Source organism: Massilia brevitalea (assembly GCF_030711405.1).
Taxonomy (GTDB): Bacteria; Pseudomonadota; Gammaproteobacteria; order Burkholderiales; family Burkholderiaceae_D; genus Telluria; species Telluria brevitalea.
This window is the reverse complement of sequence record NZ_JAULSI010000005.1, coordinates 177,153-200,042: the sequence shown is the minus strand read 5'-3', so window position 1 is coordinate 200,042 and position 22,890 is coordinate 177,153. Positions and strand designations below refer to the sequence as shown.

The following is a 22,890-nucleotide window of genomic DNA, read 5'->3' as shown; positions in this document are numbered from 1 at the left end:
CGCAATCCGCGAAGGCGGCCGTACCGTCGGCGCCGGCGTGGTTGCAAAAATCATTGCCTAAGCAGTAAGCAGTTTGTAGTAAGTAGTAGTAAGACCTTCTGAGGAAGGAATTGATTCCCTTCCTCAGAAAAAACATTCCCAGCATGTGCGCACATGCTGTAGAATGCGCGATTCAGCTGAAGTCTTCGTAGGGGTGTAGCTCAATTGGCAGAGCGTCGGTCTCCAAAACCGAAGGTCGCGGGTTCGATTCCCTCCGCCCCTGCCACCGAATTCTGGTGCGCAGCACCGAAAGTAAAGAAGAATGTCTAATCAATCCGTGCAAACCGTTAGCACCTCGAATGACAAGTTTAAGGTGGCCCTGGCGGTGGTTGCCGCGATTGCAGGCGTAGTCGGGTTCTTTTACCTGAAAGGCCAGAACAAACCAGCCTTGGTCGCCGCCGGCGCCCTCGTGGCTGGTTTAGTTTTTGCCGTCCTGCTTTTGTGGACCTCCACTACCGGCCGTGATTTCCTGAACTTCGCCAAAGAGTCCGTACGCGAAACCAAAAAGGTTGTCTGGCCTACCGGCAAGGAAGCACGCACCATCACCATGATCGTGTTTGCCTTTGTCGTCGTGATGGCGATCTTCCTCTGGGGCACGGATAAGTTGCTGGAATTCCTGCTGTACGACCTGGTCCTGGGATGGAAACAATAATGAGCGATAACGTACAAGACAATCAGCCGGAAGAGATTCCGGCGATCGGCGCATCGGAAGCCGATGCCGGTACGACGCCCGCAGCAGCGCCAGAAGCAGCTCCCGTGAGTGTTCCGGTCAGCAACAAACGCTGGTATGTCGTGCATGTGTACTCCGGCATGGAAAAGAGCGTCATGCGCGCCCTCACCGAGCGCGTCGAGCGCGCCGGCATGCAAGAGCAGTTCGGCCAGATCCTGGTCCCGACCGAAGAAGTCGTGGAAGTCAAGAACGGCAGCAAATCGGTCACCGAGCGCCGCTTCTTCCCTGGCTACGTGCTGGTCGAGATGGAAATGACCGACGAAACCTGGCACCTGGTGAAGAACACCAGCAAGGTCACCGGTTTCATCGGCGGCAAGTCGAACAAGCCAACCCCGATTCCGACGCGCGAGATCGACAAGATCATGCAGCAGGTCCAGGAAGGCGTCGAGAAGCCAAGGCCGAAAGTGCTGTACGAAGTGGGCGAGCAAGTCCGCATCAAGGAAGGCCCGTTCACCGACTTCAACGGCAACGTCGAGGAAGTGAACTACGAAAAATCGAAGGTGCGTGTGACTGTCACCATCTTCGGCCGCGCAACTCCGGTGGAACTGGAGTTCGGGCAGGTAGAAAAGGTTTAAACGCTTTAATCGGAGCGTCGCAGCAGGCAGGCGGAATCCGGTAAGAGGAGCCCCGCCGAGCGAATAGTCGCGGTGGGGCGCTACTACTCAAAGCCAATTTAGGAGCACTCCATGGCCAAGAAGATTATTGGTTTTATCAAGCTGCAAGTAGCAGCTGGTAAAGCAAACCCATCCCCACCGATCGGCCCAGCACTGGGTCAGCGCGGCCTGAACATCATGGAATTCTGCAAGGCGTTCAACGCCCAGACCCAGGGTTTCGAGCCGGGCATGCCGATTCCTGTCGTGATCACCGCGTTCGCCGACAAGTCCTTCACCTTCGTGATGAAGACCCCACCGGCAACCTACCTGATCAAGAAAGCCGCTGGCATCACCAAGGGTTCGCCGAAGCCACATACCGACAAAGTCGGTACGCTGACCCGTGCCCAGGCTGAAGAAATCGCAAAAACCAAGCAGCCGGACCTGACCGCAGCCGACATGGACGCCGCAGTGCGTATCATCGCCGGTTCGGCACGTTCGATGGGCATCACGGTGGAGGGTGTGTAATGGCTAAGATGTCCAAGCGCGTCAAAGAAATGAAAGCGAAAGTCGACCGTAACAAGGTCTACGCCTTCGACAACGCAGTATCGATCGTCAAGGAATTCGCAACCGCCAAGTTCAACGAGTCGATCGACGTGTCGATCCAGCTGGGCGTGGATCCGAAGAAGTCGGACCAGGTCGTTCGTGGTTCGGTCGTCCTGCCAGCAGGCACCGGCAAGACCGTGCGCGTCGCTGTCTTCGCTTCGGGCGACAAGGCCGAAGCTGCCAAGGCAGCCGGCGCCGACATCGTCGGTATGGAAGACCTGGCTGAGATGGTCAAAGCCGGCAACATGCCTTTCGATATCGTCATCGCTTCGCCTGACACCATGCGTATCGTCGGTACCCTGGGCCAGATCCTGGGCCCACGCGGCCTGATGCCTAACCCGAAAGTCGGCACCGTGACCCCGAACGTCGCTGAAGCCGTCAAGAACGCCAAAGCCGGCCAGGTCCAGTACCGTACCGACAAGGCAGGCATCATCCACGCGACCATCGGCCGCAAATCGTTCGCCGACGCCGACCTGCAAGCCAACCTGGCTGCACTGCTCGACGCGCTGAACAAGGCCAAGCCGGCCACGTCGAAGGGCGTGTACCTGCGCAAGGTCGCGATCTCGTCGACCATGGGCGCCGGCGTGCGCGTCGACCACGTTTCGGTCGCCGCAGCCTAAGTATCAGAATCAAGTCCTCGCAAAACACCAGCGAGGCGCATCTTTGGGCTGTCGGGGCTGAACACCGCTCCGGCAGGCAATCAAAGACCGTTGGGCCGAAGGCAGAGGTTGAGCCGGAGGTTAAACCGCCACCCAACGCAGATGGTGTACCCGAACAAGTTTTGTAGTTCATGCTGCGTGAAAACATCCACGCTGGTTTGACTTCTTAACTTCGGACGCCGTGTGTTCGAACCGATGCAAACGTGGTGTTTGCATCATTTAAGGAGATTGACCGTGGGTCTTAATCTGAATGACAAAAAGGCCGTCGTCGAAGAAGTGAGCGCGAAAGTAGCAACCGCGCAAACGATCGTCGTGGCCGAGTACCGTGGCATCCAGGTTAGTCACTTGACGAAACTCCGTGCAGCCGCGCGTTCGCAGGGTGTGTACCTGCGTGTTCTGAAGAACACGCTGGCACGCCGCTCTGTCGAAGGCACGCAGTTTGCCCCTCTGGCTGACGCCATGACCGGTCCGCTGATCTACTCGATCTCGGACGACGCCGTTGCAGCAGCGAAAGTCATCAACGACTTCGCCAAAACCAACGACAAGCTGGTCGTGAAAGCCGGTAACTACGCAGGTAAGCAGCTCGACGTAGCTGGCGTTACCGCGTTGGCAAGCATTCCTTCCCGTGAAGTCCTCATTTCGCAGCTGTTGGGCGTCATGCTGGCTCCGGTGTCGGGCTTCGCACGTGGTCTGGCTGCACTGGCAGCGAAAAAAGGCGAAGGTTCGGAAGCTGCTCCTGCAGCCGAAGAAACCGCTGCAGCGTAAGCGCACGTTTTTTTTCTCAAGCACTAACTTTGTACTACAAACACTAAACATCTGGAGTTTCAAATGGCAATTAGCAAAGACGATATCCTGAACGCAGTCAGCGAAATGTCCGTCATGGACCTGAACGAACTGGTCAAGGCATTCGAAGAGAAGTTCGGCGTGTCGGCCGCTGCAATGGCAGCTCCTGCAGCCGGTGGCGCAGCCGCTGGTGCAGCAGTTGAAGAGCAGACCGAATTCAACGTCGTCCTGACCGAAGTCGGCGCGAACAAAGTCGGCGTCATCAAAGCCGTCCGCGAAATCACCGGTCTGGGCCTGAAAGAAGCCAAAGACGTGGTCGATGGCGCACCGAAGACCGTCAAGGAAGCCCTGCCAAAAGCAGACGCAGAAGCAGCCAAGAAAAAGCTGGAAGATGCAGGCGCCAAGGCCGAGCTGAAGTAATACAAAAAAGCAGAGGGCGTCCACTCGGCGCCCCGAGCCGGAGTCAAAGCTTGCAAACCCCGCCGGAAGGTGGGGTTGCGGCTTTGGCTCTTTTGTCGTCCCTGCGGCAAACGCGTTACCTGCAGCACCCGCCGCTTACCCGCGGCAAGCAATACAGAATAAATCGTAACACAGCAGTAGCCTGTCCTTTTCATCTGGCGGAACACGAAGAGACTTGAGGCCTTGTATGTGGCACGTTGCCACTGGCAATCTCTGAATTCTCATCCTTTCTGTCACTCACGGAGTGTCCATGCACTACTCATTTACTGAGAAGAAACGCATTCGCAAGTCGTTCGCGAAGCGCGCCAACGTTCACAACGTTCCATATCTTCTGGCTACCCAGCTCGAATCCTACGAGAACTTCCTGCAAGCAGACGGTGTGCCGTCGGCACGCAAGAACGAAGGCCTGCAATCGGCTTTCAGCTCGATCTTCCCGATCGTGTCGCACAACGGCTTCGCCCGTCTCGAATTCCTGTCCTACGTGCTGGGCGACCCTGCGTTCGACGTCAAGGAATGCCAGCAACGTGGCCTGACCTTCGCCTCGCCACTGCGCGCCAAGGTGCGCCTGGTGATCCTGGACAAGGAATCGCCGACCAAGCCGGTCGTCAAGGAAATGAAAGAGCAGGAAGTGTACATGGGCGAACTGCCGCTCATGACCGCCAACGGTTCCTTCGTCATCAACGGCACCGAGCGCGTCATCGTTTCGCAGCTGCACCGTTCGCCGGGCGTGTTCTTCGAACACGACCGCGGCAAGACGCACTCGTCGGGCAAGCTGCTGTTCTCGGCCCGCATCATTCCATACCGCGGCTCGTGGCTGGACTTCGAGTTCGACCCGAAAGACATCCTGTTCTTCCGCGTCGACCGCCGCCGCAAGATGCCGGTAACGATCCTGCTCAAAGCCATTGGCATGACGCCGGAACAGATCCTGGCGAACTTCTTCGTCTTCGACAATTTCAATCTCCGCTCCGAAGGCGGCGAGCTGGAGTTCGTGTCCGAACGCCTGCGCGGCGAAGTCGCGCGCTTCGACATCGTCGATCCGAAGACCGGCAAGACCATCGTCACCAAGGACAAGCGCATCAATGCCAAGCATGTGCGCGACATCGAAGCGGCCGGCATCAAGTCGATCTCGGTGCCTGAAGACTACCTGGTCGGCCGCGTGCTGGCGACCAACGTCGTCGACGGCGACACCGGCGAAGTCATCGCCAGCGCCAACGACGAGCTGACCGACGAACTGCTGGGCAAGCTGCGCGACGCCAGCATCGAATCGGTGCAGACCCTGTACACGAACGACCTGGACCAGGGCGCCTACATCTCGACCACCCTGCGCACCGACGACACCGCCGACCAGATGGCCGCGCGCGTGGCGATCTACCGCATGATGCGTCCTGGCGAACCGCCAACCGAAGAATCGGTCGAAGCCCTGTTCAACGGCCTGTTCTACAGCCCGGAACGCTACGACCTGTCGGCTGTCGGCCGCATGAAGTTCAACCGCCGCATCGGCCGCGATGAACTGACCGGCGACATGACCCTGTCGAACGAAGACATCCTGTCCGTGATCAAGATCCTGGTCGAGCTGCGCAATGGCCGCGGCGAAGTCGACGATATCGATCACCTGGGTAACCGTCGCGTACGTTGCGTCGGCGAACTGGCCGAAAACCAGTTCCGCGCCGGCCTGGTCCGCGTGGAACGCGCCGTCAAGGAACGCCTCGGCCAGGCCGAAGCGGACAACCTGATGCCGCACGATCTGATCAACAGCAAGCCGATCTCGGCCGCGATCCGCGAGTTCTTCGGTTCGTCGCAGCTGTCGCAGTTCATGGACCAGACCAACCCGCTGTCGGAAATCACGCACAAGCGCCGTGTTTCCGCCCTCGGCCCTGGCGGCCTGACCCGCGAACGCGCCGGCTTCGAGGTGCGCGACGTGCACCCGACCCACTACGGCCGCGTCTGCCCGATCGAAACGCCTGAAGGCCCGAACATCGGCCTGATCAACTCGCTGGCCCTGTACGCCCGCCTGAACGAATACGGCTTCCTGGAAACCCCGTACCGCAAGGTCGAAGGTTCGAAGGTCACCGACAAGATCGACTACCTGTCGGCGATCGAAGAAGGCCGCTACATCATCGCCCAGGCCAACGCGATGATCAACGAAGAAGGCCAGCTGATCGACGAACTGGTCTCCGCTCGCGAAGCCGGCGAAACCATCCTGGTCTCGCCAGAGCGCATCCAGTACATGGACGTTGCCCCGGGCCAGATCGTGTCGGTTGCAGCCTCGCTGATTCCGTTCCTCGAGCACGATGATGCGAACCGTGCACTGATGGGCGCCAACATGCAGCGCCAGGCGGTTCCTTGCCTGCGTCCTGAAAAGGCCGTCGTCGGTACCGGTATCGAACGCACCGTGGCGGTCGACTCGGGCACCACCGTGCAAGCCGTCCGCGGCGGCGTGGTGGACTACATCGATGCAGGCCGTGTGGTGATTCGCGTCAACGACGACGAGGCGCAAGCCGGCGAAGTCGGTGTCGACATCTACAACCTGATCAAGTACACCCGTTCGAACCAGAACACCAACATCAACCAGCGTCCGATCGTGCAGGTTGGCGACCGCGTTGCCCGTGGCGACGTGATTGCCGACGGCGCATCGACCGACCTGGGCGAGCTGGCACTGGGCCAGAACATGCTGGTCGCGTTCATGCCGTGGAACGGCCTGAACTTCGAAGATTCGATCCTGATCTCGGAAAACGTCGTCAAGGACGACCGCTATACCTCGATCCACATCGAAGAGCTGTCGGTGGTTGCCCGTGACACCAAGCTGGGCGCGGAAGAAATCACCCGCGACATCTCGAACCTGGCTGAAAACCAGCTGGCTCGCCTGGATGAATCCGGCATCGTCTACATCGGCGCGGAAGTCACCGCCGGCGACGTGCTGGTCGGTAAGGTCACCCCGAAAGGCGAGACCCAGCTGACCCCGGAAGAAAAGCTGCTGCGCGCGATCTTCGGCGAAAAAGCGTCCGACGTGAAAGACACCTCGCTGCGCGTGCCTTCGGGCATGGTCGGCACCGTGATCGACGTCCAGGTCTTCACCCGCGAAGGCATCCAGCGCGACAAGCGCGCCCAGCAGATCATCGACGACGAGCTGAAGCGTTTCCGCCTGGACCTGAACGACCAGATGCGTATCGTGGAGGGCGACGCCTTCCAGCGTCTGGAGCGTATGCTGGTTGGTAAAGTCGTCAACGGCGGTCCGAAGAAGCTGGCGAAGGGCGCGGTCATCACGTCCGAATACCTGGCCGACCTGGACAAGTTCCACTGGTTCGACATCCGCCCGGCGGACGACGAATCGGCGAACGCCCTGGAAGCGATCAAGGAATCGATCAACGAGAAGCGCCACCAGTACGACCTGGCCTTCGAAGAAAAGCGCAAGAAGCTGACGCAAGGCGACGAGCTGCAGCCAGGCGTGCAAAAGATGGTCAAGGTCTATCTGGCCGTCAAGCGCCGCCTGCAGTCGGGCGACAAGATGGCGGGCCGCCACGGTAACAAGGGTGTGGTCTCGCGTATCGTGCCGGTCGAAGACATGCCGTTCATGGCCGATGGCCGTCCGGCAGACGTCGTGCTGAACCCGCTGGGCGTTCCGTCGCGTATGAACGTCGGCCAGATCCTGGAAACCCACCTCGGTTGGGCGGCCAAGGGCCTGGGCTGGCGCATCGGCGAAATGCTGGCAGCGCAAGCGAAGGCACAGGACCTGCGTGTCTTCCTGGCCAAGATCTACAACGAAACCGGCCGCAAGGAAGACCTGGACAGCTTCAGCGATGAAGAAATCCTGAGCCTGGCGTTCAACCTCAAGAACGGCGTGCCGTTCGCGACCCCGGTGTTCGACGGTGCGCACGAGGAAGACATCCGCCGCATGCTGGACCTGGCGTTCCCGGACGACATCGCTGCCCACCTGGGCATGACGCCGTCGAAGAACCAGGTCACGATGTACGACGGCCGCACCGGCGAAGCGTTCGAGCGCAAGGTCACCGTTGGCTTCATGCACATGCTGAAGCTGCACCACCTGGTCGACGACAAGATGCACGCCCGTTCGACCGGTCCGTACTCGCTGGTGACGCAGCAGCCGCTGGGCGGTAAAGCCCAGTTCGGTGGCCAGCGCTTCGGTGAGATGGAGGTGTGGGCACTGGAAGCCTACGGCGCGTCGTACGTGCTGCAGGAAATGCTGACTGTGAAGTCGGATGACGTGAATGGCCGTACCAAAGTGTACGAAAACCTGGTCAAAGGCGACCACGTGATCGACGCTGGCATGCCTGAATCGTTCAACGTGCTGGTCAAGGAAATCCGCTCGCTGGGTATCGATATCGACCTCGAGCGTAACTAAGAAGCAGACCGAAGGGAAAAGTAAGGCTTGCTTTACGAGCGGGAGTCCCCAATTACTCCCGTTCCCCTTTCAAAATGCCGCTTGGTTTGAGACGCGCTGTAGTCAGCGCGTTTCGCATTGAAATTTAGTCACCTCTGGAGTGATACATGAAAGCACTGCTCGATCTATTCAAGCAAGTACAGCAAAATGAAAGCTTCGACGCCATCAAGATTGGCCTGGCGTCGCCCGAAAAAATTCGTTCGTGGTCGTTCGGTGAAGTCAAGAAGCCCGAGACCATCAACTACCGTACCTTCAAGCCTGAGCGTGACGGCCTGTTCTGCGCCAAGATCTTTGGCCCGATCAAGGATTACGAATGCCTGTGCGGCAAGTACAAGCGCCTGAAGCACCGCGGTGTCATCTGCGAAAAGTGCGGCGTTGAAGTGACCCTGGCCAAGGTGCGCCGCGAGCGCATGGGCCACATCGAACTGGCGTCGCCAACCGCGCACATCTGGTTCCTGAAATCGCTGCCGTCGCGCCTGGGCATGGTCCTGGACATGACCCTGCGCGATATCGAACGCGTGCTGTACTTCGAAGCATATGTGGTCACCGATCCTGGCATGACCCCGCTGAAGAAGTGCCAGATCATGTCGGAAGACGATTACGCCGCCAAGTACGAAGAGTACGGCGACGACTTCACCGCCTACATGGGCGCCGAAGGTATCCGTGAACTGCTGCGCTCGATCGACATCCACCGCGATGCCGAAGCCCTGCGCGTGGAACTGAAGGAATCGAAATCCGAAGCCAAGATCAAGAAATACGCCAAGCGCCTGAAAGTGCTCGAGGCGTTCCAGCGTTCGGGCATCAAGCCTGACTGGATGATCATGGAAGTGCTCCCGGTCCTGCCGCCGGAGCTGCGTCCGCTCGTCCCGCTGGACGGTGGCCGTTTCGCGACCTCCGACCTGAACGACCTGTATCGCCGCGTCATCAACCGTAATAACCGCCTGAAGCGCCTGATGGAACTGCGCGCGCCGGAAATCATTACGCGTAACGAAAAGCGCATGCTGCAGGAAGCGGTCGATTCGCTGCTGGACAACGGCCGTCGCGGCAAAGCGATGACTGGCGCCAACAAGCGTCCGCTGAAGTCGCTGGCTGAAATGATCAAGGGCAAGGGCGGCCGTTTCCGTCAGAACTTGCTGGGCAAGCGCGTCGACTACTCGGGCCGTTCGGTCATCGTGGTGGGTCCACAGCTGAAACTGCACCAGTGCGGCCTGCCGAAGCTGATGGCCCTGGAACTGTTCAAGCCATTCATCTTCAACAAGCTCGAACTGATGGGTCTGGCAACGACCATCAAGGCGGCGAAGAAACTGGTCGAGATCCAGGAACCGGTGGTCTGGGACATCCTCGAAGATGTCATCAAAGAACACCCGGTCATGCTGAACCGTGCACCAACCCTGCACCGTCTCGGTATCCAGGCGTTCGAGCCGGTCCTGATCGAAGGCAAGGCCATCCAGCTGCACCCACTCGTCTGCGCGGCGTTCAACGCCGACTTCGACGGTGACCAGATGGCAGTCCACGTCCCGCTGTCGATCGAAGCACAGATGGAAGCGCGTACGCTGATGCTGGCGTCGAACAACATCCTGTTCCCATCGAACGGCGAACCGTCGATCGTGCCGTCCCAGGATATCGTGCTGGGTCTGTACTACGCGTCGCGCGAGGCGATCAACGCCAAGGGCGAAGGCATGATGTTCCCGGACGTGTCGGAAGTCATCCGCGCGTACGACAACAAGGAAGTCGAACTGGCGACCCGCATCACCGTGCGTATCGTCGAGTACCCACGCGTTGGCGGCACCGATGAGTTCGAGCGTACGGTCACCCGTTACGAAACGACCGTCGGCCGCGCCATCCTGTCGGAAATCCTGCCGAAGGGCCTGCCGTTCAGCGTGCTGAACCGCGCCCTGAAGAAGAAGGAAATCTCGAAGCTGATCAACACGTCGTTCCGCAAGTGCGGCCTGCGTGCCACCGTCGTCTTCGCCGACAAGCTGATGCAGTCGGGCTTCCGTCTGGCAACCCGCGCAGGTATCTCGATCGCGGTCGACGACATGATGATCCCGGACGTCAAGAAGGGCATGATCGCCACCGCCGAAGCGGAAGTGAAGCAGATCGAGCAGCAGTACAGCTCGGGTCTGGTCACGGCCGGCGAGCGTTACAACAAGGTCGTCGACATCTGGGGCAAGACCTCGGATGAAGTCGGCAAGGCGATGATGGACCAGCTGAAAGTCGAGCCGGTCATCAAGCGCGACGGCACCGAAGGCACCCAGGAATCGTTCAACGCGATTTACATGATGGCCGACTCGGGCGCCCGTGGTTCGGCAGCCCAGATTCGCCAGCTGGCGGGTATGCGTGGCCTGATGGCGAAACCGGACGGTTCGATTATCGAAACGCCGATTACCGCGAACTTCCGCGAAGGCCTGAACGTGTTGCAGTACTTCATCTCGACCCACGGCGCTCGTAAAGGTCTGGCGGATACGGCACTGAAAACGGCAAACTCGGGTTACCTGACCCGCCGCCTGGTCGACGTGACCCAGGATCTGGTGGTGATCGAGGACGATTGCGGCACCAGCAACGGTACGCACATGAAGGCGATGGTCGAAGGTGGTGAAGTCATCGAACCGCTGCGCGACCGTATCCTTGGCCGCGTGACGGGCACCGCTGTCGTCAATCCTGAAACCCAGGAAACCGTGTACGACGCCGGCACGCTGCTGGACGAAGACATGGTCGAAGAGATCGAGCGTCTGGGCATCGACGAAGTCAAGGTGCGTACGCCGCTGAACTGCGACACGCGCTACGGCCTGTGCGCCAAGTGCTATGGCCGCGACCTGGGCCGCGGCTCGATGGTCAACAGTGGCGAAGCAGTCGGCGTCGTGGCAGCACAGTCGATCGGTGAGCCGGGTACCCAGCTGACCATGCGTACCTTCCACATCGGTGGTGCGGCATCGCGTGCAGCAGTGGCATCGTCGGTCGAAGCCAAGTCGAACGGTACGGTCCGCTTTACGGCGACCATGCGTTACGTGACCAACGGCAAGGGCGCGCAAATCGTCATCTCGCGTTCGGGCGAAGTCCTGATCACGGACGACCACGGCCGCGAGCGCGAGCGCCACAAGGTGCCGTACGGTGCGACCCTGATCGTCAAGGATGGCATGGTGGTGAAAGCTGGTATCGCCCTGGCAACCTGGGATCCGCTGACCCGTCCGATCATTACCGAATACGGCGGCACGATCCGCTTCGAGAACGTGGAAGAGGGCGTCACCGTTGCTCGCCAGGTCGACGATGTGACCGGTCTGTCGACCCTGGTCGCGATCGATCCGAAACGCCGCGGCTCGGCCGGCAAGGTGCTGCGTCCGCAAGTGAAACTGCTGAACGACGAGAACCAGGAAGTCAAGATCGCCGGCACCGAACACGCCGTGGCAATCGGCTTCCAGATCGGCGCGCTGATCATGGTCAAGGACGGCCAGACCGTGTCGGTGGGTGAAGTGCTGGCACGTATCCCGACTGAATCGCAGAAGACCCGCGACATTACCGGTGGTCTGCCGCGCGTTGCCGAACTGTTCGAAGCACGTTCGCCGAAAGACGCGGGCATGCTGGCGGAAGTCACCGGTACGGTTGCCTTCGGTAAGGAAACCAAAGGTAAGCAGCGTCTGGAAATCACGGACATGGACGGCAACAAGCACGAGTTCCTGATTACCAAGGACAAGCAAGTGCTGGTGCACGACGGCCAGGTGGTGAACAAGGGCGAGATGATCGTGGACGGCCCGGCCGATCCGCAAGACATCCTGCGCCTGCTGGGTATCGAAGCACTGGCCCGCTACATCGTCGACGAAGTGCAGGACGTCTACCGTCTGCAGGGCGTGAAGATCAACGACAAGCACATCGAAGTGATTGTTCGTCAGATGCTGCGCCGTGTGGCGATCGTCGAAGCCGGCGACACCGACTACATCGTCGGCGAGCAGGTCGAGCGTTCGGAGCTGCTGGAAGAAAACGATCGCATGGAAGCCGCAGGCAAACTGCAAGCGACCTACGAAAACGTGCTGCTGGGTATTACCAAGGCATCGCTGTCGACCGATTCGTTCATCTCGGCCGCATCGTTCCAGGAAACCACCCGCGTGCTGACCGAAGCGGCGATCATGGGCAAGCGCGACGGCCTGCGTGGCCTGAAAGAGAACGTCATCGTCGGCCGCCTGATTCCAGGCGGTACGGGCTTGGCATTCCACCGCGCCCGCAAAGAGAAGGAAGTGTGGGAAGCGGAAGAGCGTCAGGCGCTGCTGCAGCAGGAGAAGGCCAATATGGCTGCTGAGCTGCAGGCGATGGAAGATCAGGCGCAGGCGCAGACCACGGAGCATCACGGCGACGCGGAGTAATCGGATCGATTACTGCGTAAGCGCTAGCGAAAACGGCACCCCGAGGGGTGCCGTTTTTTTGCGGAGAAAGATTAAGGATCAACAGCTTCCGCCGGAAATGCTTTCCCCTGTTCTAAGGTTGAAACCCAAGAAAAACCTGTATCCGCCACTCGGCGAATATGCGCACCAAATCCGTCCTTTCCTACGCAGTTGTTCTCCCTTCTCGTCGCTGCAACTTACTCCCTGCACATCCGGATAAAGCGAATCGAAAATCTCTTTCGCCGCTTTGCCCGTTATCTCGACAGCAAGTTTGCGGTCGTTCTTGGTTGGCGCCTGCTCATCACCGAGACTTCCAGAATAGATCGTGTACTCAGCAGTAAGCGGCTTCGCGGGTGCCGGGTAGACAGCCTTGTGTTGCGCACTGGCCGTAGAAAGTATGACGGCGCTCGCGTATTCCATGAATAGACGGATGCTTATTTTGTCGCGGCCGTTATGCTGACGTAGAAGTGGTCGTCGTGGCCTTCCAAGGCTTCACGTCAGATATTCCGGCATCATTGAACAGAATCGATCTGACCGATGGATAAGACCGAAAGATAGCGCCGATTGCCATGGTCATTGCTCCCTCCGAGATATGCACAAATAGTGATTCTCTCGGTCACGCTCTATTCGTGATTTGGCGAAGCGCAAGCAATTGCAGGAGGTCGTCTCCTGCATGTCACAACCCTATTCGGAGGGAGGAGGCCAAAGCATGCATAATTGCCGAGTGTACATCCGACCGGTCCTCGCCCATGACACCTCCACGCATCATTCGCCCCGCACGCGCCGCCGATGCCGGCGCGATCTGCGCCATCTACAACCATTACGTCGCCACTACCATCATCAGCTTCGAGGAAGCGCCTGTGACCGAAGCCGAGATGGCGCAACGCATCGCGGCGGTTGCGGACGCCGATCTGCCCTGGCTGGTCATGCTTGAAGGCGAAACGCTGCTCGGCTATGCCTACGCAACGAAATGGCGGGTCCGTGCGGCCTACCGGTATTCGGTCGAAAGCTCGATCTACATGGCGCCGGAAAGCGCCGGGCAGGGTGCGGGCCGCTTGCTGTACGAGGCGCTACTGGCGGCGCTGCGCGAGCGCGGCCTGCACCTGGTCATTGGCGGAATCGCCCAACCGAACGAAGCGAGCGTGCGCCTGCATGAGCGGCTGGGCTTTCAAAAGGTGGCGCATTTCAGCGAAGTCGGCCTGAAGTTCGGACGCTGGATCGATGTCGCTTACTGGCAGCTGAAACTGAATCGATGACATGAATAGAGCCCGCATCAAAGGCCGGGATTGGCCATTACCCGTCAATGCAGATAGCTACGTCTTTTCTCTAAATATGCATGGCGCCCGATAACTATTTATTCAGCATAAATCAGTAAATACAAAATGCAAGGCGGTTGAAAATAGGTTTTGCCATCAAAAAACTGCAGTGATAGCATCAATGGCCGTTATTTTGATGGCGCAGTTCATGAAATTCTATTCGCATACCTGTTCTATTTACCTGGAGAAGCGTAATGAAGAAATTGAAGAAAACTGTTTTCGCTGCCGCTGTAGCCGCTGGTGTCATGGTCTCGTCGATGGGGCCAGCCTGGGCCCGTCCGACTTATGAAACCTGCCTGGCCATGCAAGAAGCTTGCTACGCAGGCGGCGACTGCGGCACCTTCCGCCGCCTGTGCAGCATCTACGGCCTGGATTAATTCGCAACGGCAGATCAGCCGCACAAGCAGACTATAAAAAGGGGGAGGGATCATAAATTTCTTCAAGAAGGCAGTCTTCTGCGTCGCCGTGGCATCGGGCGTCAGCCTGTCGACCATGGCGCCGGCATTTGCCTTGCCGAGCTTCGAATCGTGCGAAGACATGCGCATGATTTGCGAGGAAACCGGCGAGTGCACGACCTTCAAACGTCTTTGCTGGGTTTATTACCCATAAGTTATTGCTTCATGCTTTGACCTGCGATGGACCGGTACATACCGGTCCATTTTTGCTTTTAAAGTGTACGATCACTCACTTTATGTCACGAGAGATATCGATAATGCTGAAAAGTATACGATCACTCACTTTATGTCATCCAAACGAGCCTTTAGAGTAAAATGTGAGCGTAGACTCACTTTTTACGCTTTTTAGAAGTATGAATGCTAAAATGTGAGCGATGTATCACATTGAGGCCGACATGAGCACATCTGAAACCGTCTCGACCATGGCGCATCTTGGACAACTGGTCCGACAGGTACGTAAGGAACAAGGTCTGACGCAACTCGATGTTGCTGGACTGGCCGGCTTGAGCAACCGCTTTATCATCGATCTCGAACGAGGCAAAGAAACTTTGCACGTACAAAAGGTGTTCGATGTGCTGTCCCTCCTGGGACTGGAGCTGACGGCCAGAAGGAAATCGTGATGGCAACGCGGCTTCCCATTCCCCCTGCCTTATGGGTCTACGGTCCCGATGGCTTGATCGGAACCTTGCACAATACCGATCCACTGTCATTCAGCTACAGCGAAGAATGGTTGCGCAAGAGCGGAGCCGAAGCCATCCATCCCGACGTGCCGCTGCAAGCCGGAACCATCGATACGCCTTATATCGGCGCATTCTTTGAAAACCTCTTGCCAGAAGGCGAGCAGCGCACCATGATCGGCCTGCGTGAACAGGTCAGCACGGTATTCGGCATGCTGGCGCGCATCGGCGGCGAGAGTGCCGGCGCCTATACGCTGCTACCGGAAGGCGAGACGCCGCAGCCGCCCGTCTACCAACCCTTGACCTGGAAACAGGTAAAGGTGCTGGTGCATGCCGATGGCGCCCAGTCGGCCGAGCGCGAAGCCATCGAGCAAGCGGTGAAAGACATGCCCAAGCCACGCATGTCGATGTCCGGCGCGCAGTTCAAGATATTGCTCTATCTGGACGAACAGGGCATGCCGTCGCGTCCCCTGGGGAATGCTCCCTCTACCCATATCCTCAAGCCGGACATCGGGCGTCCTGACATCAAGACCTTCGCCTCGTCCGTCAACGAAACGATCGTGATGCGCGCGGCGGCGCTGTGCGGGCTGCCCACTGCGCGCGTTCATTACCAGCCGATTGCACAGGCCTGTCTCGTCGAGCGTTACGACCGGGTGCGCCAGCAGGATGGCTCCTTGCGCCGGCTGTGGCAAGCCGATTTGTGCCAGTTGCTGGGCGTGCAATCTGGAGCCAAATATGAATATGAAGGAGGACCGGGCTTCAAGGACTGCTACGAAAAACTGTCCCTCTCGGTCCAGCCTGCACCGGACCGGCGCAACCTGTTGCGCTGGCTATTTTTTAATTTGTGCGTCGAGAATAATGATTCCCATGCAAAGAACCTGTCTTTGCTGGCGACCCCGAGCGGGCTGCGCCTGGCGCCGTTCTACGACATGATGTGCACTCGCGTGTATGCCGGGCTATCTCCACAGTTTGCATTCGACATTGCAGGCGAATCGGAACCCGGAAAACTCACGCAGGACCATCTGGTCGAACTTGCCAGGCAGCTCGGCATCGGGACGCGTTTTCTCCAGAAGCTGGCGGTCGACATGGCACGGCAGGTTGGTCCCAACATTGCCGCGGCCGCCGAAGAGATCAAGCCGCACCTGGAGCACAAGGAGCGCATCATGGTGGAGCGGCTGGTGTTCAAAATCACGTCGATCTCGACCAGGCTTGGCAATCGCTTCCTCGGGCAAGAGCCGGAGCCTGACACGCCGCCGGAGCAGGGCGCCGACCGGCCCGGGCATTGACGTTCCGGCCGAGCGCTCCCGATTGCGCGAATCCTCTACACTCATGCGCGTTGTCTCGTTCAAATACTGTCAATGAAAGGGAATGCCATGAAAGCTCAATGGATCTGCGCGGCGCTGCTGTGCTCCACCTACGCCGGCGCAGCCGTGCACGCCGCCGAAATGCGCGCGACGATGAATGCGGTGTCGGATGCCGGCGTCGGCAAGTCGGCCGGTACGGTGACGATCAGCGAAACCAAATACGGGCTGGTGTTCACGCCGAAGCTGGATGGGCTGCCGCCAGGCGTGCATGGCTTCCACGTGCATGAGAACAAGAGCTGCGATACGAACCAGAAGGATGGCAAGCCGGTGCCGGCGGGCGCGGCGGGCGGGCACCTGGATACCACGGGCAGCAAGAAGCACGGGCTGCCGTGGGGCGATGGGCATATCGGGGATTTGCCTGCGCTGTATGTCGAGAGCTCGGGGGCGGCGGGCAATCCGGTGCTGGCGCCGCGCTTGAAGCTGGCCGATGTGAAGGGCAAGGCGCTGATGGTGCATGCGGGTGGGGATAATCATGCGGATCATCCGGCGCCGTTGGGTGGTGGCGGGGCGCGGATTGTGTGCGGGATTATTGAGTGAAATAAAATTTCATTTTTACGGTTGAGCGAAATAATATTTCATTGATCGGCATCGTTTTCATGAGCGTGCCATTCGCATAAGCCGTGCCGCGTGGGCACGAGTCCCACCCTACAAGCCCGGTCATGACTGACCGGGCTTTTGTTTTACAGCGCAGCGATTATTTTGCGGCGGCGCGGATTTTGCCGAAGGCGTCGCCAGCTTTCCAGGCCGGCATCGTCAAGCTGTCGGCGATCATGCGGCCGAGGTTCAGTGTGAACTGGGCCTGCTGCACCATGCCCGCCAAATCCCAGCTCGGGTCGTACTCGTCGCTCACCTGGTGGTAGCGTGCGCGGTAGGCCTTGGCCTTGGCATTGTTCGCTTCCACATTCGACACCCAGGCGCTGCCGCCGCCGACCGAGAAGGCGGGGATGCCGGCTTTCGCGAAGCTGAAGTGGTCGCTGCGGAAGTAGCCACCGGCCAGATCCGGCTTGGCCGGGGCCACCACCAGGCCCATGGCTTTAGCGGTGGCGGCGGCCATGGCGCCCAGTTCGGTGCGCTCGCTGCCCTGCACGCCGATGTCCTTGGCGGCGCCGACGAAGTTCAGGCTGTCGAGGTTCAGGTTGGCGGCGGTTTTATCGGCTGGCCACAGCGGCTTGGCGGCGTAGGCGGCGCTGCCCAGCAGGCCTTGCTCTTCGGCGGCGACCCACAGGAACATCTGCGAACGCTTGGCTGGATGACGCACGGCTTCCTGCGCCATCGCCAAGAGGCCGGCGGTGCCGGAGGCGTTGTCGACGGCGCCGTTGAAGATGGTGTCGCCCTCGGTTCCCTGCTTGCCCATATGGTCCCAGTGGGCGCTGTAGATGACGACTTCGTCCTTCAGCTTCGGATCGGTGCCGGGCACGACGCCGGCCACGTTGTACTCGTTCAGCGTGCGCACGGCGGCGCGCGCTTCGCCTTTTACGCGCGCGTTCAGGGTGACCGGCTTGAAGGCCTTGTTTTCGGCGGCGGCGCGCAGTTTATCGAGATCCTGGCCGGCGGCGGCAAACAACTTGCGCGCGGCGGCATCGGTCATCCAGCCCTGCATGCCGGTGCCGAGGTCGGCGTCGGCCAGCTGGAAGCGCTCGGCGGCGGCCCAGCTGTTCTGCACCACGCTCCAGCCGTAGGAAGCCGAGGCGTCGGTGTGGATCAGGATCACGCCGGCCGCGCCCTGGCGCGCTGCTTCGGCCAGTTTATAGGTCCAGCGGCCGTAGTAGGTCAGGCCGGCGCCGTTGAAGCGCTTCGGCTCGGCGGCGGTCGGCGCCGGGTCGTTGACCATCATGACCAGCACCTTGCCCTTGGCGTCCAGGCCCTTGAAGTCGTCCCAGCCTTCTTCCGGCGCGGTGATGCCGTAGCCGACGAAGACCAGTTCCGCATCCATGGTGTGGTCGGGCTTGGCATCGCCCGGCGCCCAGACCCAGTCGGCGCCGAAGCTCAAGGGCAGGGCCTGGCCGTTGGCGACCACGCCGACGTTGCTCTTTTCCGGCAGCGGACGCACGCCCGCGATCTTGACCTCCTGGCGGAAGCTGTTGCCGTTGGCCGGCTTCAGGCCGGCGGCCATCGCCTGGCTCTCGAGATAGGTCACGGTCAGCTCGCCGCCGCGCTGGCCGGTGCCGCGGCCTTCCATGGCGTCGGACGCGAGGAAGGCCAGGTGGCCGCGCAGCGGCCCTTCCTGGACGGTGGCGGCTTGCGCCTTGTTGGCCGCATGGGCGGGGAAGGCGAGCGCCAGGCTGCTGGCGAGGGCGGTAACGACAACGGAGGAGACGATCTTGTGCATGGAATCCTGCTGCAGTGGTTTATAGGAAGTGCCGCAGCATTGTAGAGCACTAACTAGTAAAACCACAGCATGTCCGCCGAGACTGACGTGCCGCTCCCGGGAATCAGGGCGGGCGCATTCGCCGGCCGTGGCGGCAGCAGGTGCTCGGGCAGCCCGGGCACGATTTCCTTTACCTGCACGCCGAAGATCGGATCGGCTTTCACGCGGATGCGGAAGTGCAGCGTGTCGTCTTCCATGCCATAGGCGATGATCTTCAGGGTCTTGGCTTCCTTGTCCAGCAGGGTGCGTCCGTTCATGGTGGCGCGCAGCACGCGTGCGTTGATCACGTCCAGCCGGATCTCGGGCGCGCGGTTCTTCGACGACAGCGTGAAGTCGGCATGCCGGTTCGGCGCCTTGCCGTTCCTGAGTACGCGGATGAAGGGGAATTCCAGCCCTTTGCGCGGGGCCCAGGCATACCACTGTTCCGGCTCGCTCCAGCCGAACACGCTGACGAAATAATGCGGCCGCGTGAGGTTGGCGAACAGCGTGCGCTCCCAGTCGTCGAGCGGGCCGGCGGGTTTCAGCCAGTAGGCGTCCCAGCTCGGCATGTCCCGGTAGTACACGAGATTGTTGGCGCGCGCCGATGGTGCTTCACGCGCTTCGTCGGCGCTGCCGGCCAGGGCCAGTCCGCCCAGTCCGAGCAGCAGCAGGGTGCGCGCCACGTAGCGCCGCGCGTGCGCCGCCAGCAGCAGGGTCGACACGCCCAGCAGCAGCGCCAGCATCGCCACCGGCAGGTTCATGCGCTGCGGCGAGAGCACCAGGAAGCTGTCGCGCAGCGCCGGCGGCACCAGCACCACGGCCGGCGCCACGCCCAGCACCAGCAGGGCCAGGCGCGCGGCCGGCGGCCAGGCTTGCACGCGCCCCGCATGCAGGCCGGCGCAGCAGGCCAGGGCCGCCAGCAGCGGCCAGGCAAGCAGGTAGCTGGCGCCGGGCGCGAGCCAGCTGGCCAGCAGCAGCACGAGCGTCAATGCGCCGAGCGCGGCCAGCGCCGCCGCCATGGCGCCGGTATGGCGCTGCAGCCAGCGCTGGGCGACCAGATAAAAGGCCGCCGCCAGCGCGGACACGCCCAGCAGGTAGGCCAGCGCATGCAGGGGCGCGGCCGGATTCCAGGCGCGGTGCAGCGCGGGCACGTGCATCCACAGCTGCCAGGCGCCGATGCCCAGCACCACCGCCAGCGCCGGCACCAGGAAAGCCGCCTGCACGAAGGGCGTGTAGCGCATGCCGGCATGCCGCCAGGCCAGGCGGCCCGCGCCCGCCAGCAGCAGGCAGCTAAAAAAAGCGAGCGGCCACGCCAGGGCTGCGCTGTAGTGGACGGTGGCGCCGAAGGGCAGCTCGAAATACACCTGGCCATTACCGATGCGCGGGTCGAGCCGCGCCTGTCCGAAGTACTGCACCAGGCGCAGCATCGCACTGCCCATGTGCTGCAGCGTGGCCGGCTGCAGGCGCGCCAGCGTATCGAGTTCGCCCGCGCGGTCCAGCGGCAAGCCGGTGTTCGCAAACTGCAGCACCGGCACCCGGAGTTTGTCGAGTGCGCCGATGCGCAGCGCGCCCGGCGCCAGCTGGTGGATCTCGTGCATCAGCGAAGAACCGCGCACCTCGGGCACGGCGCGGCGCCAGCCGTCGATGGCCGCGCTGTTGGCGTTGCGCGTGTTGTACAGGATGAGCGGGCCGCCGCTGCCGCCGCCATCGAAGCGCAGCGCCAGACTCACGTCGCGTGCCCACGGGTGCTGCTCGGCGAAGGCCTGCATGCCCAGGCTGCCGGCGCGCTCGCCGTCCGCAAAGAGCACGATCACATCGTTTGCCGGCGTCGAACCGTGGCGCAATGCGCGCAGCATCTCCAGGCTTGCCGCCACCGGCATGCCGCCGCGCGCCACGCCCAGGCTGCCGCGGTCGCTGTCGTAGTACACCGCCAGCAGCAGGGCAGGGCGGCGCTGGCGGTCCGCGTTGCTGCTATCCGTGCCGGGCACCCGCACCAGCACGTTGTGCACCACGCCGACGATGGCCTCGTAGTTGGCGTTATAGTCGACGTAGTTCTTCTGCACCACGGTGCGCTGCACCTGCGGCGCGTAGCCCAGCGCCTGCAACTGCCCCACGATGTGTTCGCGCGCGCGGCGGTTGGCGTCGCTGGCGATCGGCCGCGGCGTCTGCGGCATCGCTGCCAGCTGGTCGAGGGCGCGCGCAGCCGAGAAGCGGTCGGCTGGCGCATCGTGCGCGAGCGGTTGCTGCTGGCGCTGGCGCGCGGGCGCGCCGTGGTCGCGCAGCGCCAGCCAGGCCAGCAGCGCAAGGAACAGGAAGGCGATGAGGCCGGCCAGGGCGCCGGCATGGGCGCGCTGTTGTTCGTGTTCGTGTTCGTGCTCGTGGGCGTGATCGGAAATCATCCAGGCTTCTCAAAAAGGGCGCAAAAGGGCGCAAAAAAAGCCCGCCAGGCTGAGACGTGGCGGGCAAAGAGGGGAGAACCGATTCAGTCGCCCAGCGTCCAGACAAAGGCCAGCTGCCCCCATCCGGCTTCGGCCACGCCGTTGTTGGTGGCGGGCTTGAACTGGCACATGCTCAGGGCATTCAGGGCGGCCTTGTCGAGGTCGCGCGAGCCGCTGGATTTCTGCACGCGGGCAGTCGCTACGCGGCCGTCGGTGCCGATCAGGAGGGCCAGGACCACGGTGCCGCTGTCGCCGTTGCGGGCGGCGCGCGCCGGATACGTGGGTGTTGCGCAGCCGCTGGCTTCGGCCAGGGCGATGGTCCGCACTGTGCCGCTGCTTGTTCCGCTGCCGGTACCACTGCCCGAGGCGGGGGCCGTGGGCTCGACCCTGGCCTCGCTTGGCGTGGGCTGCGGCGGCAGCGGGTCGGCCTCGAAGGTGGTGCGCACCGGGTTCTCGACCGGCGGCGGCGCGATCTCGATCTCGACCTTCGGCACCACGATGTCGGGCGGCGCGAGGCGCTGCACCGGGGTAGGCGGGTCGGGCGGCAGCGGTGGCGGAACGGGCGGCTGCGGCGTCGTGAAGACCGTGTCGGGGTCGGTCAGCTTGGGAAGCGAGAGCACCCTTCCGTTCATCATGTTGACGACGCCGATCGCGATCAGGGCGTGCAGCCCGGCGACGAGGGCGAACTTGCCGGCCTTGTTGCCGTTATCGTGGTACGCGGGTGAGAAATGCATGACGTTCTCCTTTAGGAAAGAATATCTGTCTGCTATCTGTTGGAAGTAATATATGCCATCAATTGGTAATTGGTAAAGCGATTTGTCAGCATTCGTGCGCCCGGTCCGAAAAGCATGCAAAGCCGGGCCCGGGCAGAGAGGAAAGGCCGGCTCGCTTCGCCCTGCGTTGTATGAAATAATCAAGCTGCAGAGCGCCGTTGTTCTGCCCATTGGCAGGCGCCGCTACCACCTTCTGGCAAGCGGCCGGCCGCAACACTAGGGAGATACCAGGTGAAAACCAAAGCAATCCGCGTCATGCTGGCCGACGACCACCCGATCGTGATGACCGGCTTCGCCATGTCGCTGGCCGCCGAAGGCATGGAAGTGGTGGGACAGGCGCGCACGCCGGATGAAGCGATCGCCCTGTATGCCGAATGCAAGCCGGACGTGGTGATCCTCGACATCCGCTTCGGTACCGAACTCACCGGCCTGGACGCGGCCCAGCAGATCCTGAAGGCCGATGCGCATGCGAAGGTGGTCTTCCTCAGCCAGTTCGACCAGGACAGCCTGATCAAGGAAACCTACCGCATCGGCGCCCACGCCTTTGTCACCAAGGATTGCGACCCGGCCGACCTGGCCGCCGCCGTGCGCCAGGCGCATGCGGGCAAGCTCTACTTCCCGCCGCAGATCGCCGAGCGCCTGGCCAGCATCGCCGTGCGCGGCGACGTGTCGCCGCAGTCGCAGCTCGACGAGCGCGGCCTCGAGATCTTCAAGATGATGGCCGAGGGCCTGACGAATGCCGAGATCGCCGAGCGCCTGAACCTGTCGACCAAGACCATCAGCAATACCAGCCAGTCGATCAAGGAAAAGCTGGGCGTGGAGCGCCAGGCCCACATTACCCGCCTGGCCGTGAAGTACGGCCTGATCGAGCCCTGAGCCGCG

At 61.3% G+C, this 22,890-nt stretch carries 18 protein-coding genes and 1 tRNA gene; 15 read left to right on the top strand and 4 right to left on the bottom strand.

Annotated features, from left to right (window positions below):
• Positions 1-189 precede the first annotated feature (189 nt).
• The 9 genes from QWL29_RS04910 (at position 190) to rpoC (ending at position 12,620) form a co-directional block, all read left to right on the top strand.
• Positions 190-265: transfer RNA gene (locus tag QWL29_RS04910), tRNA-Trp, on the top strand.
• A 36-nt stretch (positions 266-301) separates the two neighbouring features.
• A complete protein-coding gene (gene secE, locus QWL29_RS04905) occupies positions 302-691 on the top strand; it encodes a preprotein translocase subunit SecE (RefSeq protein ID WP_305821764.1) in 390 nt (129 codons plus the stop codon).
• Positions 691-1,344 (top strand): transcription termination/antitermination protein NusG, encoded by a 654-nt coding sequence (gene nusG / locus QWL29_RS04900; protein ID WP_305821763.1) that lies wholly within the window; start codon positions 691-693, stop codon positions 1,342-1,344. The genes secE and nusG overlap by 1 nt, the downstream gene beginning before the upstream one ends.
• A 111-nt stretch (positions 1,345-1,455) precedes the next feature.
• The gene (gene rplK / locus QWL29_RS04895; protein WP_020653552.1) at positions 1,456-1,887 is read left to right on the top strand and encodes a 50S ribosomal protein L11; all 432 of its coding nucleotides are present in this window, start codon (positions 1,456-1,458) and stop codon (positions 1,885-1,887) included.
• Positions 1,887-2,585: a 50S ribosomal protein L1 gene (gene rplA, locus QWL29_RS04890; protein WP_305821762.1), complete on the top strand. Its 699-nt coding sequence runs from the start codon at positions 1,887-1,889 to the stop codon at positions 2,583-2,585. Before rplK ends, rplA begins: the two co-directional genes overlap by 1 nt.
• 273 nt (positions 2,586-2,858) lie before the next feature.
• A complete protein-coding gene (gene rplJ, locus QWL29_RS04885) occupies positions 2,859-3,389 on the top strand; it encodes a 50S ribosomal protein L10 (RefSeq protein WP_136222033.1) in 531 nt (176 codons plus the stop codon).
• A 63-nt stretch (positions 3,390-3,452) separates the two neighbouring features.
• Positions 3,453-3,827, top strand: coding sequence for a 50S ribosomal protein L7/L12 (gene rplL / locus QWL29_RS04880; RefSeq protein WP_159628088.1), 375 nt, complete (start codon positions 3,453-3,455; stop codon positions 3,825-3,827).
• A 289-nt stretch (positions 3,828-4,116) separates the two neighbouring features.
• Positions 4,117-8,226: a DNA-directed RNA polymerase subunit beta gene (gene rpoB / locus QWL29_RS04875; protein WP_305821761.1), complete on the top strand. Its 4,110-nt coding sequence runs from the start codon at positions 4,117-4,119 to the stop codon at positions 8,224-8,226.
• Between the two features lie 146 nt (positions 8,227-8,372).
• Entirely contained in the window at positions 8,373-12,620 is a 4,248-nt protein-coding gene (gene rpoC / locus QWL29_RS04870; protein ID WP_305821760.1) for a DNA-directed RNA polymerase subunit beta', read from the top strand.
• A 78-nt stretch (positions 12,621-12,698) separates the two neighbouring features.
• Here the strand turns inward: rpoC and QWL29_RS04865 are convergent, their stop codons facing one another.
• On the bottom strand, positions 12,699-13,058 hold the full coding sequence (locus QWL29_RS04865; RefSeq protein WP_305821759.1) for a hypothetical protein: 360 nt from the start codon (positions 13,056-13,058) through the stop codon (positions 12,699-12,701).
• A 329-nt stretch (positions 13,059-13,387) separates the two neighbouring features.
• Here QWL29_RS04865 and QWL29_RS04860 point away from each other — a divergent pair, with 329 nt between their 5' ends.
• The 5 genes from QWL29_RS04860 (at position 13,388) to sodC (ending at position 16,987) form a co-directional block, all read left to right on the top strand.
• Positions 13,388-13,894 carry an arsinothricin resistance N-acetyltransferase ArsN1 family B gene (locus tag QWL29_RS04860; protein ID WP_305821758.1) on the top strand — a complete coding sequence of 169 codons (507 nt, stop codon included), beginning with the start codon at positions 13,388-13,390 and terminating at the stop codon, positions 13,892-13,894.
• 254 nt (positions 13,895-14,148) lie between these two features.
• Positions 14,149-14,331 carry a hypothetical protein gene (locus tag QWL29_RS04855; protein WP_305821757.1) on the top strand — a complete coding sequence of 61 codons (183 nt, stop codon included), beginning with the start codon at positions 14,149-14,151 and terminating at the stop codon, positions 14,329-14,331.
• A 473-nt stretch (positions 14,332-14,804) separates the two neighbouring features.
• A complete protein-coding gene (locus tag QWL29_RS04850; RefSeq protein ID WP_305821756.1) occupies positions 14,805-15,029 on the top strand; it encodes a helix-turn-helix transcriptional regulator in 225 nt (74 codons plus the stop codon).
• On the top strand, positions 15,029-16,372 hold the full coding sequence (locus tag QWL29_RS04845) for a type II toxin-antitoxin system HipA family toxin (protein ID WP_305821755.1): 1,344 nt from the start codon (positions 15,029-15,031) through the stop codon (positions 16,370-16,372). Before QWL29_RS04850 ends, QWL29_RS04845 begins: the two co-directional genes overlap by 1 nt.
• Before the next feature lie 87 nt (positions 16,373-16,459).
• On the top strand, positions 16,460-16,987 hold the full coding sequence (gene sodC, locus QWL29_RS04840; RefSeq protein ID WP_305821754.1) for a superoxide dismutase [Cu-Zn] SodC: 528 nt from the start codon (positions 16,460-16,462) through the stop codon (positions 16,985-16,987).
• 157 nt (positions 16,988-17,144) lie between these two features.
• Here sodC and QWL29_RS04835 read toward each other — a convergent pair whose 3' ends face one another.
• The 3 genes from QWL29_RS04835 to QWL29_RS04825 form a co-directional block, all read right to left on the bottom strand.
• Positions 17,145-18,779 carry a M28 family peptidase gene (locus QWL29_RS04835; protein WP_305821753.1) on the bottom strand — a complete coding sequence of 545 codons (1,635 nt, stop codon included), beginning with the start codon at positions 18,777-18,779 and terminating at the stop codon, positions 17,145-17,147.
• Between the two features lie 53 nt (positions 18,780-18,832).
• Positions 18,833-21,196 carry a M28 family peptidase gene (locus QWL29_RS04830; RefSeq protein WP_305821752.1) on the bottom strand — a complete coding sequence of 788 codons (2,364 nt, stop codon included), beginning with the start codon at positions 21,194-21,196 and terminating at the stop codon, positions 18,833-18,835.
• 83 nt (positions 21,197-21,279) lie between these two features.
• On the bottom strand, positions 21,280-21,969 hold the full coding sequence (locus QWL29_RS04825; protein WP_305821751.1) for an energy transducer TonB: 690 nt from the start codon (positions 21,967-21,969) through the stop codon (positions 21,280-21,282).
• Between the two features lie 270 nt (positions 21,970-22,239).
• Here QWL29_RS04825 and QWL29_RS04820 point away from each other — a divergent pair, with 270 nt between their 5' ends.
• Positions 22,240-22,884 carry a response regulator gene (locus QWL29_RS04820; protein WP_305821750.1) on the top strand — a complete coding sequence of 215 codons (645 nt, stop codon included), beginning with the start codon at positions 22,240-22,242 and terminating at the stop codon, positions 22,882-22,884.
• Positions 22,885-22,890: the final 6 nt, after the last annotated feature.